A 12,246-nucleotide genomic window follows, 5' to 3' on the forward strand; every position below is an offset into this window, starting at 1 on the left:
GGCGGAACTGGGACAGGCATCGCTAACAGTGGCAGTCTGAATGCAGGGGATGGAGAAGACGCGATTTCCGGCACTGGTACTGGCGGCAATGGCGGCGGTGCCTTGGCTGGTGGCTCGTTCGGTGGAGCTGGGACAGGCATCGCTAACAGTGGCAGTCTGAATGCAGGGGATGGAGAAGACGCGATTTCCGGCACTGGTACTGGCGGCAATGGCGGCGATATCTTGGGGGGCAATGAGCCTGATGGCGACGGCGGAACTGGGACAGGCATTGCTAACAGTGGCATTCTAAATACAGGAGACGAAAAAGACACAATCACTGGCACAGGTACTGGCGGCAACGGTGGGTTTAATCTACGAGGCGGCGGCAGCAATGGTGGAGTTGGGACAGGCATCAGCACCAGTGGCAGTTTGAATACAGGCTATGGAAATGACACGATCATCGGCACAGGTACTGGCGGCATCGGCGGTCCCGCTGGCAACGGCGGTAGTACTGGCGAGGGCGGAACTGGGATCGGCATCGCTAACAATGGCAGTTTGAATACAGAAGACGGAAAAGACACGATCACTGGTATCGGTACTGGCGGCAATGGCGGAAATGGGGTCGGCAGCGGCAACGGCGGAGATGGGATCGGTATCACCAACAGTACCACTCTGAATGCAGGGAATGGAGAAGACACAATCACTGGCACAGGTACTGGCGGCAACGGCGGCGAGGGGTTTTTCAACGGGGGTGATGGCGGTACTGGAACTGGTATTACTAATAATAAGGAACTGGATACTGGAGACGGAGAAGACACGATCACTGGCACAGGTACTGGCGGCAACGGTGGCAAAAAGGACAGCATAGACCAAGACGGCAATGGCGCCAATGGTGCTACTGGGACAGGCATCGCCAATAGTGGCAGTTTGAATACAGGGAATGCAAACGACACGATCATCGGCACAGGGAACGGCGGCAACAGTGACACCAGTACTGGCGGCATCGGTGATGGCGGTGCTGGAATCGGCATTCAGAACACTAAAGACGACACCATTACTACAGGGTGGGGCAACGACACGATTACGGGTTATGGGAACAGTTCTGGAACAAACTCCACTGCCTATGGCATCGTCAACGATGGAGTCATTGATCAGGGCAATGGTTGTGACAAACTTACTGGACAGGCATCTTCAACAATTGGTGGTACTGCATACGGCATTTATGGACAAGGAATCATCAAGACTGGCGATGGGAATGACTCTCTTATCGCCACCAGTATCCTAGATGGAGTTCAACAAAAAGTCTCTATCGGTGGCGGGATCAAGATTGATCTGGGCACTGGGAATGACTACTTGAAAGGATTTGGCGTTGCGAGTGTTGATGGTGGTAAAGGTTTTGACACCCTGGATTTGGGCGCTTTCAAACGCTCCCAACTGATTGTATCTGGTGTTATTTCTGGCAATACCCTTGAAAGTGCCAACATCAGTTTCAACAACAATGAAAACACCATTACCTTGTCTACAACTGGCTTTGAAAAATTTATCTTTGCAGATAGCTCTTTCTCCTACAGCACTTTGGCAAACGGGGCATGAGTTTGTTAATTCCTTTATCTCGTGTTTTAACCCCTGAGTGTCTAATTGGTGTTGTTTGCTCTTAAGCTGAAAAAGCATTTGCTAGCGTATATATTCTTACGAGAACTTACGGATATTTACTGATGCTCAGGAATTATTCGGGTATATGCAGTTTAGTTGTAACAATCATGTGACGAGAATCACACATATCTATGATTAGGATCGTCTCCATGTGATCGCTAACTAGGCATAATTAATGACAACTGAACTCTAGCCGAGTCATTAATAGGGAACACACTTAATTGCCGACAGCCTTAACCAAGGACTGTCGGTTTTTTATGTCCGTATGTCCTTCATCCTTTGAGAAATGCCCCATAACTATACTTAAATAAATTTCCCCACAACTGGTTAGTAACTTGACAGAGATTTTGCCACAGCCACTACCAAATGTGGGGAAGGTATGATCAAATTGGGTATCTTATGCCTATCGAGCGCTAATATATTGCACTCACTCTAGTAGACCGGAAGTATACTCCTAAAACCAGCACACACTTTGTATTAAGACATCGCTTGAATGATGTAATCAAAGTAGGGTGCTGCTTCGGCAGCGTCTTCTGCACTCAGTAAGCTCAGGGAGGCTGTTTTGAGGGAATTGATCGCTTCTACCATTCCAGGTACGGGAACGCCCAATGAATTGTACATTTCCCGCACGCCAATCAAACCGATTTTTTCAATTGGTTCTTTGTCACCGGCAAGCACACCATAAGTAATTAGACGTAAGTACCAACCGAAATCACGGATACATAGAGAGCGCTGGCGTTCTCCGTAAGCATTACCTCCAGGGGAGATAAAGTCAGGACGTTTCTGCCAAAGTTGTTTGGTTGCTTCCTGAACTATCTTTTTTTCGTTTTCGGCTAAGGTAGTTACAATCCGCGTCCGTTGTACGCCGGTTTCCAAAAAGTCTTTGATATTTTTAAGTTCGCCACTGCTGGGATAACGCAGTTCGTCGTCGGCTTTGAGAATAACTTGGCTAATTACAGTCATGATGATTGAAATCACCTTAAATATTATCTGTTAGTTTAGCGAGTTGGAGGTACACAAGTGAAGGGATAGGAGCTACTTATGTATTGAATTTATCTATTTGGGGAGTGGGAAGTGGGTAGGAGATAAGGGGGACAAGGGGACAAGAGGATAAATAAAGTGTTTTCCCAATGCCCAATAACTAATGACTTATGACTAATGACCAATGACTAAATTAATTTGGCAACAAGGTGAATTAATCGAAGTAACGATCGCTAACCTGAGTGATACAGGTGATGGAGTAGGACGCGCTGATGAGCGTGTAGTGTTTGTCCCGGATACTATCCCAGGCGATCGCGCCATTGTCCGCTTGGTACATGTTAAACCAAAATACGCTCATGGGAAGCTCCAGCAGCTATTAGAGCCATCCCCCCACCGTATCCGACCCAATTGCATTGTGGCGGATAAATGTGGTGGTTGCCAGTGGCAGCATATTAATTATAATTACCAGCTAGTAGCCAAGCAAAATCAAGTTATCCAAGCTTTAGAACGGATTGGCGGTTTTGTTCAACCACCGGTAGATCCGGTACTCGCCGCCCCTTCTGCTTTAAGCTATCGTAATAAATCTACATATCCTCTGTTGTTATCGGCAACAGGACAGGTACAAGCTGGTTACTACCAAAAAGGTAGTCACCAATTAATTAACTTAAATCAATGTCCAGTCCAAGACGCGCGATTAAATCCCTTACTTGCCGAAGTTAAGCAGGATATCCAACAACGGGGTTGGCGAATCTATGACGAACAGCGCCACCTTGGACAAATTCGCCATCTCGGTTTACGCATTGGCCGACGCACTGGGGAAATGTTGCTGACTTTGGTGGTGAAGGACTGGAATTTATCAGGAATTGAAATCCAAGCCCAGGAATGGTTAAAGCGTTATCCGCAGTTAGTAGGAGTGTCGCTCAATCGCAATAGCGATCGCACAAATGCTATCTTTGGATCAGAAACCCGTTGCATCGCTGGAGTCCCACACCTGCGTGAAAAGTTTGCTGGACTGGAATTTCAAGTGCGCCCAGATACATTTTTCCAAGTGTATACAGAAACAGCAGAGGCACTATTACAGGTAATTCAATCAGAACTCAATCTTCAAGGGCATGAGTTGCTAATTGATGCCTACTGTGGTATTGGAACTTTAACTTTACCCCTCGCCAAAAAAGTACGGATTGCTACAGGATTAGAAGTGCAACCAGCAGCAGTAGAACAAGCTATTTTAAATGCCCACCGCAACGGAATTGATAATGTGACATTCCAAGTCGGGGCAGTAGAGAAATTGCTGACAAAAATGGAGGCAATACCAGAAGTAGTAATACTCGATCCGCCACGTAAGGGGTGCGATCGCGCAGTCATCGATACTTTACGGCAACTGAAACCATCTCGGATAGTTTACGTCAGCTGTAAAGTAGCCACCCTTGCCCGTGACCTGAAATTGCTTTGTCAAGATGGGCAATATACTATCACACGGGTACAACCTGCTGATTTTTTCCCTCAAACGGCTCATGTTGAAGCTGCCGCCTTTCTTGTGCTATCACATTTGGACAAGGATAGTAATTCCTTTACAAAAACTGAAATTTGAAATTTTTAGTCTGGTGCATACTAAAGATGCTAAAATTGAATTAAGGCAAAAATAAAAATTCATTTTGTTTAAATAAATTCAAGTTGCATAGGTTCTTAGAAATATGAATTGGATTGTGTAAATGAAAAATCGGCAATTAAGTAGAGTATGGCAATACTCTGTCAAATTCCTAGCATCTTTTTAAGTTGCTTAATTCATTATCAAAACTATTCCAGCCGTTATCTATCTAAACAATCCCAACTCATACTATAAAGCTAATGCTCCCTAGCATTTTCAAAATTTAGTTTTAAAGACGCAAGTTTGAAGGCAGCATGACCACCTCAATTTTATCAGGGTGCCTGTAATAGCAAACTGATGTCTAGCTAACTGAAAGCTATGGGGTTTCTTTTGTGATTACTATTTCACTCCGTCCAGTTGCACGTTATTGGGGCACTATTAGTTTTGCCTCAACCCTCTACCTTTGTCCAATATTAGATTTACTGTTGGCAGAAATCCCATCAAAATTACAAGCAGAACTGCGGCTAGGACTTCAAGAAGCCTTAGTAAACGCAGCTAAACATGGCAATAATCTTGATCCTAGTAAAACAGTTGTAGTTCGTTTTTCCTTAATAGATAATCAATATTGGTGGATAATATCAGACCAGGGTAGCGGCTTTACTCCTTCATCTACTAATGAAGAAGAACCAACAGACTATCTCCCACCAGATGAGTCAGAAAGTGGTCGTGGTTTATGTCTTCTGCATCAAATTTTTGATCAGGTGGAGTGGAACCGCAAAGGCACAGAATTGAGGCTTTGTAAACAAATGGAAAATCGTCCCCGTTTATCTCTGCGACGATAAAAACCATAAGAGGGGAGTAGAGAATAAAAGTCATTAGTTAATTGATTTTTTATTCCCTATTCCCTATTCTCTACTTCCCGTGAGTTGGACAGGGAGGGGCAGAAATAGAGCGATCTAACCAACCAATTGCCTGTTCTAATCTAGCTTGAGCTTCTTGTGGCTGATTCTTTAAAAGATACACAATAGCAGCTGCCACTTGTTCATTAGCGCGGGAATTGCGGTTAGACTTGAGGCGATGCCAATCGTTAGGGGAAATGCTTAGTCTTTCCATGAGGGCTTGAGCTAATTCCAGAGTACTAAGTTCATTCAGTTGACTGGTTTTCGGCAGCTGGGTAGATTGGGACATAATTATGAGTGCTGAGTGCTGTTAGCGGATAGCTATGGTTGAGCCAGTGCTGAGTGCTGAGTCAAAACTCATAGTTTTAATTTTGACTATTGGCAGACTCGCATTTAATCTTAGTTTACTACTTGTACATGAAGCCGTCTAAACAATCACAACAGCCAGGGGAAACTCCAGAACCAGATTTTGAACAAGAAATAGAGGAAGTAGAGCGATCGCTCCTATCCTTAAAAGAACGTTACGATCAAGTGCAACGCGATCGCCAACAACAGGCACAATGGCAACAGCGCCGCGATCAACTAAAGCACAATAAATCTCAGACACCAGAAATCAAAGCAGAGTTACGGCAAATTCAACAGCAGTTGGAAATGCTAGAACTAAACTTAGAAAGCCAGTTATTTTCTTGGCGTAGCCTCAAAAAACCTTTCTGGCAAGTCGTCCGCTTTGGTGGAATGGGCGTTATCATAGGCTGGATATTAAAGTCTTATGCTGGATAAATATGGTAAATCGACGGATTGCAGAAATATTGCGAAGTGGCCAACCTGATGAGTCCCTCCAAGTGCAAGGCTGGGTGCGGACAAAGCGCGAGTCCAAAGGGTTTGCTTTTATTGAAGTCAATGACGGCTCATCACTAGCTAATTTGCAAGTCGTGATTAATCAGGATTTGCCAGATTATGAAGCTATATTGAAAAAATTAAATACGGGTACTGCTGTCGAGGCGACAGGGGTATTAGTGGCTTCTCTGGGTAAAGGACAGCGAATTGAGTTGAAAGCCGAGACGGTGAAAGTTTACGGAGAAGCCGATCCCGATACATATCCTCTGCAAAAGAAACGCCATTCCTTTGAGTTTCTGCGAACCATTGGACATTTGCGATCGCGTACCAATTCCTTTGGTGCAGTTTTCCGCGTCAGAAATGCTTGTTCAACAGCAATTCACCAATTCTTCCACGAAAGAGGCTTTTTGTGGGTACACACACCGATCATCACTGCTAGCGATTGCGAAGGCGCGGGTGAACTGTTTAGCGTTACCAGTTTAGATTTAAAGAATATTCCCCGCACAGAAAATCAAGCAGTAGATTACAGCCAAGACTTTTTTGCTAAACCCACATATTTAACAGTTAGCGGTCAGTTGGAAGCGGAAGTTATGGCGATGGCGTTTTCTAACGTCTACACATTTGGCCCTACCTTCCGTGCAGAAAATTCCAACACCTCGCGCCACCTAGCAGAATTTTGGATGGTTGAGCCAGAAATGGCTTTTTGTGACTTAGAAGGCGATATGGATTTAGCTGAGGCGTTTCTCAAACACATTTTTAAATATGTGTTGGAAACTTGCCCAGAAGACATGGAATTTTTTAATGAACGCATTGATAAATCTGTATTGGCGACAGCCGAAAATATTATTAATAATCAATTTGAGCGTCTAACTTATACAGAAGCGATCGCACTTTTAGAAAAAGCTGATGTTAAATTTGAATATCCAGTAAGTTGGGGTTTAGATTTACAATCAGAACACGAACGGTATTTGGCTGAACAATTATTTAAAAAGCCTGCGATCGTTACAGATTATCCAGCGCAAATCAAAGCTTTTTATATGCGCTTGAACGACGATGAAAAAACCGTCCGCGCAATGGATATTCTTGCACCTAAAATTGGTGAAATTGTCGGCGGTTCCCAGCGCGAAGAACGTCTAGAAGTCTTAGAACGCCGCGTGTTAGCACAAGGGTTAAAGCCAGAAGACTTGTGGTGGTATCTTGATTTGCGTCGTTATGGTACTGTCCCCCACGCTGGTTTTGGACTAGGTTTTGAACGACTCGTGCAATTTATGACTGGTATGGGAAATATTCGTGATGTGATTCCGTTCCCGCGTACACCACAAAGTGCTGAGTTTTAGTTTAAATTTTAGACCTGTTATCGCGTTTATACCAACCAATTCCGTCTGTGCGGATTAATAAAAACTTTGAAACCCGCGAATGCGGGTTTTGCTTGTATAGCCATGTATTTTCTAAAACGATTAATTAAAATTAAGATTTTTGAATCTCCTCTTGTAAAACTTTAACTTGCTCAATAGATAATTCAGTAACTTGAGCAATTTGTTCTAAACTCATTCCAATTCGCAACAAATTTAAAGCCAACTTTCTTGTTGTTTCTGCTTCACCTTTCGCTTCGCCTTCTTCTAGGATTTGTTGATAAATGACTGATTCGCGCATAATCTCACTCCTTAAAATCTTGCTAATTACATTTTTATTTAACACCAGACCTGCTAAAATTCCACTGGCAGCAGCTATATTTATTTGTAGTTATCCTGCATAAGGTTTTTCTTAGATAAACTACCCGTTATTTGCAAATAATCTGTTCTCACTTCAAACGTTATTTACAGGTTGCTACAGGTATCTAAGGGACTCTGGCACTGCCCAAACTTTAATTTTTCTATCAATGCTATAACTAGCAATGAATTCACAATTGCTACTCATGGCAACATAACCAATTGGCGCTGTATGGCTCTGCAATGTACATAATTTTCTGTTCATTGCTAAATCCCAAACAACTATTTCGTAATTGTCTGTACAGCAGATGAAGACTCTACCATCTGAACTTATAAGGCAAGGAGCAACACCCGAAGATGTATAGAGAATGCGATCGCTGATCAATTCCCACACACACACCTTGTTTTCCCGAATTCCGCAAGCCAAAATTTGCCCATCAAGGCGATTTGCAAGTGAATTTACTGTCAGGGCAGGCAGATTATCTAATGTTTGAGTAAGTTCTCCTGTTTCGGTATTCCATAGTTGTAGCCTATTCTGCAATCTCTGCTTGAAACGTGCAACCAAGAACTTTCCATCAGGGGTGAAGAGAAGGGGTGTAGTCAACCAAAGGTTTAGCTTTGATTGATTCCATGAATTATCATAAGGAATTAAAGCCACATCTTGAAATTGATGATGGAGACGACGAGTATATGTTTCATAATCCCATATATCTAACTTTCCTGTTCTGCCTTGAGTATAGCCAGTAGCAACTAATGGCTGTTTAGTTGGGCAGATAGCCAAGCAATGGGGATGGGCTTGAACAGTACGCATAAGGTAATCGGGATAAGTGCCAATCGGCTCTTGTGTTTCTGTATCTAATGGCCAGAGAAAGTCCTGAAAGCTAATGATACACACCTTGCTGCTTTTGCCTAAACAAAATTCGTGAGCCATCGCCAGATCAAAATCTTTGTTACTTTGACCTGTTTCCAAATGCCAAATATTAACGAAAGATTGCTTATAAAACAGATCCCAATAGCAAATAAGGGTGTTATTGTAGTCTGCGATCGCAAAATAATATGGATGATGTTGTTCAGGGTTGTAGCAATCTAGATTAAATTCTGTCAAGGTATACAGGCATTGCATTTTTGCAAAGGGCAGATAATTCAATATGGCTTGTTCAGCATTAGCTTCGCTGCTGTAGGACAATAAGAGCAAAGCTGATTGCCGCACTTCTCTGACATCATCGCCCAATGCCTGGATTACTAAATCAATTCCTTTAAGCCCATATTGAAATGCTTCTAAAAGAGCATCCACTTTTTCTTTTGTAGAACCACCGTGCAAACGATATCTAATGCCCTCTAATCCCTCTAGTGCTGCACTAGAAGAAGAAACTAGGTCGTGTTCTCTCATAACCTCGCTGTTACCTGTGGGGGAATTTATCTAATAGTGTATGTCTATTAAATCTGCCAAAAGGGGAGAAATCTTGAGCGCATATTTTGCCAGTACAACTCCTTAGTCAGATTGGGAATACCCGCATTGTTTAGCTGACTCAAAACCTTTGCTTCCTACTTAAATAGTTCAATGGCTTTGGGGTTATTCTCAGTCAGCATTTTTAAGACTTTAGTTTTGCCACGCTCGTCAACTTCAAAAGTGTTACCAAAGCCACTTTGTCCTAGCGAGACTTAAACATTTTTGAGACAGAAACAAGGCTTCAACCTAGACAGGTAAAGGAAAATACACCGAAGGCTCAAATATTTAGAATATGCATCTGCAATAATATTTCTTTTATACAAAATAAATTAGGGTTACAACAATTGTTGTAACCCTACAGATTGGCTATACTCAATCTGCTCGAAAACCGCCGTATAATAAAAATTAACTTCATAACTACTGAATTATGAGCAATTATTCACATTTACTACATTTAGATTAGTGGTTTGCAAAGGCAAATACTTTCTTGCTTGCCTGCGTGGGATAAGTGACGCTAGTGTTAAAAGAATTGTGCAAAGTAAAACCTTCATCCCAGAAGTCGAGTAGGAAGCTAGAATGGCAATTCCAAATAAACAAGTAAAATCTAATACAGATATTTTAGATAATAGACGCACCCAAACTCGTATCCAAGTTCGCATTCCTAAAGACTTGCATGAGGAACCAGTCATTTCACGACTGGTTTCTCACTATGGGGTCATAGTCATTATTGCTGATGCTCAGGTAAGCGCAAACGTGCCACAATATAGCTGCTTCGATCTGGAACTGCGAGGTACTGTTTCTCAGATTGAAAGCGCCCTAACTTACCTGGATGAACTGGATTTAGAAGTTTTGCACCAATCCAGCCCTGAAGAAGATGGTTGGTAGATTTAGTTAGGAATTAGGAGTTAGGAGTTAAAAAATTCATAACTCCTAACTTTTAACTCTTAACTGGGTTTAGGCCATTTGATTTTCAATCGCCCACCGCGCTAGTTCAGTGCGGTTGTGGAGATTAGTTTTGCCCAACATGTTGGACACATGGCTTTCAACCGTGCGCTGACTAACATTTAGTTCTTCAGCAATTTCCCGGTTAGCTAAACCCCTAGCGACAAACTGGACTACTTTCAGTTCGGTTGGGGTTAATTGCACATCGAAGGGAACCTGGATACGGGAACCGTTTTCGCCTCCTTTTGCTTGGTGTTCTTTCCAACGGATAGTTTGTTTCAGCGAGGATTCAACTTGCGCTACGAGTTCTTCTGGTTCAAAGGGTTTGACCATATAAACATCAGCACCTTTATTCAGACCCTTAACTCGGTCTGCACTTTGTCCCTTAGCTGAAAGGAAAAGAACCGGAATCCAGCTGGTGCGTTCGTTTTGCCGGACTTGTTCTACAAAAGTATATCCGTCCATTTCCGGCATCATCACGTCGCAGATAATCATGTCTGGAACATCTTGCTCTAAAATTTCCAGAGCTTCACGTCCATTTTCGGCGGTGATGACTTCGTATCCCCGGAATTCTAAGTAATCCTTCACCAGCAAGATGAGGTTAGGGTCATCATCAATCAATAGAAGTCGTTTGTGATCTTTCATGCTGGGCTCTTTCATAGCAGTGGCACTTGTCGCGCTTCGGTCCATCAAAGTCTTGAATATTTATCCTCTATGGTGGGTTATTTGGAGATGTTGTCCTTTTTCCTACTTAACTTGCCTTTGCTGTCTCGAAGTCTCAAAAATGCCGAGCACTTTCAAGAGACTAGTAGCTGGATAGCAAAAGTCCAGCAAGGATACGTATAGCAGTAGTATCTATAATGCGCTATTATATATCGCATTGAAAGTGACGGGCGAAAAAACACTGATTAAATAATAATCCTTCTGACTTACAAGTAAGTATTGGCTTAAAGATGACCCTACCTCAAAACCAACCCGCACTTTCTTAAAGCTTACTGCTGTACCATATCCTTCGGTTGTTAAACCTCTATGAGGTGTTCACAAGAAACTAGGGAAGTTTCTGGCAAAGGATGGGTTAAAAATGCATATTCTTCTACCACCTTATTGCCTATTAAGTGTTCTTGGATGATCCGCAGGGTAACTTCCGGGCTTGCTTGGCGATACCAGACACCATCAAGGTAAACCACCATTATGGGTCTAGAACAACAAACGCGCAAGCTGTTGGCTTTAGTTCTATAGACGCAAATGGGATTACTCTGTTGCGGCTCATCAAATTTTAACTCTTTTAGTCCCTTTTTTTAAGTATTCCCAGGATTCCAGACTAGTTCGTTTTGAGCGGTTGTTAGCAATTGTCTGGTCAGCGCAAATAAAAATGTGTCGCTGAATTTCGGCAACTCCTAAAATTTCTAGACAATTACTCTGGGCTTTATATTCTAGTGAATTAGCGGTTTTGGGGATTTGATGGCTAGACTGGATCACTGTAATGTTACTCATCGAGCGGCTCCCTGATTACAGTTCATAACAATTTCCAAGCTTTGCAAATAAAGTTGACCCAGAAGAGGAGTAAGAAATGGGGAATGGGGGAAGAATTCTTATAACTCCTAACTCTCCACTCCTTACTCTCTTCGTAACTTACGGAACAAAACCTGAAGGGTAGAAATAATTAAGCATTTATACTTCAGTAGACCCGCAATCTTTGAGTGCGGGAACCCGTACTCAAAGAATTCTTGCCATTGGACGCTACTTTTCGGTAGATTAGCACTCAGGAGTTGAGAGTGCTAAACTCTAAAGGAAAGAAATAATATGGCAGCTTTATCTCTAAGCGTTTCTACAGTTAAACCTTTAGGCGATCGCGTTTTCGTAAAAGTGAACGCCTCTGAGGAAAAGACCGCAGGTGGTCTGTATTTGCCGGATACCGCCAAGGAAAAGCCCCAGGTAGGGGAAGTAGTGGCTCTTGGCCCTGGCAAGCGCAATGACGACGGAAACCGTCAAGAATTGGAAATTAAAGTCGGCGATAAGGTGCTGTACTCGAAGTACGCTGGCACTGACATCAAACTCGGCACAGAAGAATATGTACTGCTTTCTGAAAAAGATATTTTAGCAGTTGTTATCTAGTGGGGAGTGGGGAATGAGGAATGGGAAAGAGCTTTCCCGATGCCCAATGCCCAATGCCCAATACTTCGACTTCGCTCAGTACAAGTGCCCAGT

Annotated in this window: 13 protein-coding genes and 1 pseudogene; 7 read left to right on the forward strand and 7 right to left on the reverse strand. The window is 42.9% G+C overall.

The features are described 5' to 3' along the window. Positions 1 to 1,572, forward strand: a pseudogene (locus ACFFAP_RS04475) (hypothetical protein); the annotation flags it as partial. A 537-nt stretch (positions 1,573 to 2,109) separates the two neighbouring features. Here ACFFAP_RS04475 and ACFFAP_RS04480 read toward each other — a convergent pair. Next, a complete protein-coding gene (locus ACFFAP_RS04480; RefSeq protein WP_375510098.1) occupies positions 2,110 to 2,595 on the reverse strand; it encodes an allophycocyanin in 486 nt (161 codons plus the stop codon). Positions 2,596 to 2,797: 202 nt separating this feature from the next. On the opposite strand from ACFFAP_RS04480, the gene rlmD reads away from it, so the two are divergent. Both rlmD and ACFFAP_RS04490 read left to right on the forward strand, forming a co-directional pair. Next, positions 2,798 to 4,204 carry a 23S rRNA (uracil(1939)-C(5))-methyltransferase RlmD gene (rlmD, locus tag ACFFAP_RS04485; RefSeq protein WP_375510099.1) on the forward strand — a complete coding sequence of 469 codons (1,407 nt, stop codon included), beginning with the start codon at positions 2,798 to 2,800 and terminating at the stop codon, positions 4,202 to 4,204. A gap of 389 nt (positions 4,205 to 4,593) precedes the next feature. Next, the gene (locus ACFFAP_RS04490; RefSeq protein WP_375500918.1) at positions 4,594 to 5,043 is read left to right on the forward strand and encodes an ATP-binding protein; all 450 of its coding nucleotides are present in this window, start codon (positions 4,594 to 4,596) and stop codon (positions 5,041 to 5,043) included. Positions 5,044 to 5,113: 70 nt separating this feature from the next. On the opposite strand, the gene ACFFAP_RS04495 is transcribed toward ACFFAP_RS04490, so the two are convergent. After that, the gene (locus ACFFAP_RS04495; protein ID WP_041565907.1) at positions 5,114 to 5,389 is read right to left on the reverse strand and encodes a DUF6439 family protein; all 276 of its coding nucleotides are present in this window, start codon (positions 5,387 to 5,389) and stop codon (positions 5,114 to 5,116) included. 128 nt (positions 5,390 to 5,517) lie between these two features. Here ACFFAP_RS04495 and ACFFAP_RS04500 point away from each other — a divergent pair, with 128 nt between their 5' ends. Then, positions 5,518 to 5,880 carry a hypothetical protein gene (locus tag ACFFAP_RS04500; protein WP_375510100.1) on the forward strand — a complete coding sequence of 121 codons (363 nt, stop codon included), beginning with the start codon at positions 5,518 to 5,520 and terminating at the stop codon, positions 5,878 to 5,880. 2 nt (positions 5,881 to 5,882) lie between these two features. After that, positions 5,883 to 7,274, forward strand: a complete 1,392-nt coding sequence (gene asnS / locus ACFFAP_RS04505) for an asparagine--tRNA ligase (protein ID WP_375510101.1) — start codon at positions 5,883 to 5,885, stop codon at positions 7,272 to 7,274. Between the two features lie 130 nt (positions 7,275 to 7,404). On the opposite strand, the gene ACFFAP_RS04510 is transcribed toward asnS, so the two are convergent. Both ACFFAP_RS04510 and ACFFAP_RS04515 read right to left on the reverse strand, forming a co-directional pair. Beyond that, positions 7,405 to 7,590: a hypothetical protein gene (locus tag ACFFAP_RS04510; protein WP_375510102.1), complete on the reverse strand. Its 186-nt coding sequence runs from the start codon at positions 7,588 to 7,590 to the stop codon at positions 7,405 to 7,407. 174 nt (positions 7,591 to 7,764) lie between these two features. After that, complete coding sequence (locus ACFFAP_RS04515; RefSeq protein ID WP_375510103.1) at positions 7,765 to 9,036, reverse strand: WD40 repeat domain-containing protein; 1,272 nt, start codon at positions 9,034 to 9,036, stop codon at positions 7,765 to 7,767. A gap of 636 nt (positions 9,037 to 9,672) precedes the next feature. On the opposite strand from ACFFAP_RS04515, the gene ACFFAP_RS04520 reads away from it, so the two are divergent. Continuing rightward, positions 9,673 to 9,981, forward strand: a complete 309-nt coding sequence (locus ACFFAP_RS04520; protein ID WP_190892551.1) for an NIL domain-containing protein — start codon at positions 9,673 to 9,675, stop codon at positions 9,979 to 9,981. A gap of 69 nt (positions 9,982 to 10,050) precedes the next feature. Here ACFFAP_RS04520 and ACFFAP_RS04525 read toward each other — a convergent pair whose 3' ends face one another. The 3 genes from ACFFAP_RS04525 to ACFFAP_RS04535 all read right to left on the reverse strand — a co-directional run bounded on the left by ACFFAP_RS04525 (position 10,051) and on the right by ACFFAP_RS04535 (position 11,532). Then, positions 10,051 to 10,728: a response regulator transcription factor gene (locus ACFFAP_RS04525; RefSeq protein ID WP_012407592.1), complete on the reverse strand. Its 678-nt coding sequence runs from the start codon at positions 10,726 to 10,728 to the stop codon at positions 10,051 to 10,053. 329 nt (positions 10,729 to 11,057) lie between these two features. Continuing rightward, a complete protein-coding gene (locus ACFFAP_RS04530; RefSeq protein ID WP_375510104.1) occupies positions 11,058 to 11,228 on the reverse strand; it encodes a hypothetical protein in 171 nt (56 codons plus the stop codon). Positions 11,229 to 11,307: 79 nt separating this feature from the next. After that, positions 11,308 to 11,532 (reverse strand): hypothetical protein, encoded by a 225-nt coding sequence (locus ACFFAP_RS04535; RefSeq protein WP_375510105.1) that lies wholly within the window; start codon positions 11,530 to 11,532, stop codon positions 11,308 to 11,310. A 309-nt stretch (positions 11,533 to 11,841) separates the two neighbouring features. Between ACFFAP_RS04535 and groES the strand changes: the two genes are divergently transcribed. Then, positions 11,842 to 12,153 (forward strand): co-chaperone GroES, encoded by a 312-nt coding sequence (groES, locus tag ACFFAP_RS04540; RefSeq protein ID WP_100898362.1) that lies wholly within the window; start codon positions 11,842 to 11,844, stop codon positions 12,151 to 12,153. Positions 12,154 to 12,246: the final 93 nt, after the last annotated feature.

This window comes from uncultured Nostoc sp. (assembly GCF_964245575.1).
Lineage (GTDB): Bacteria > Cyanobacteriota > Cyanobacteriia > Cyanobacteriales > Nostocaceae > Nostoc.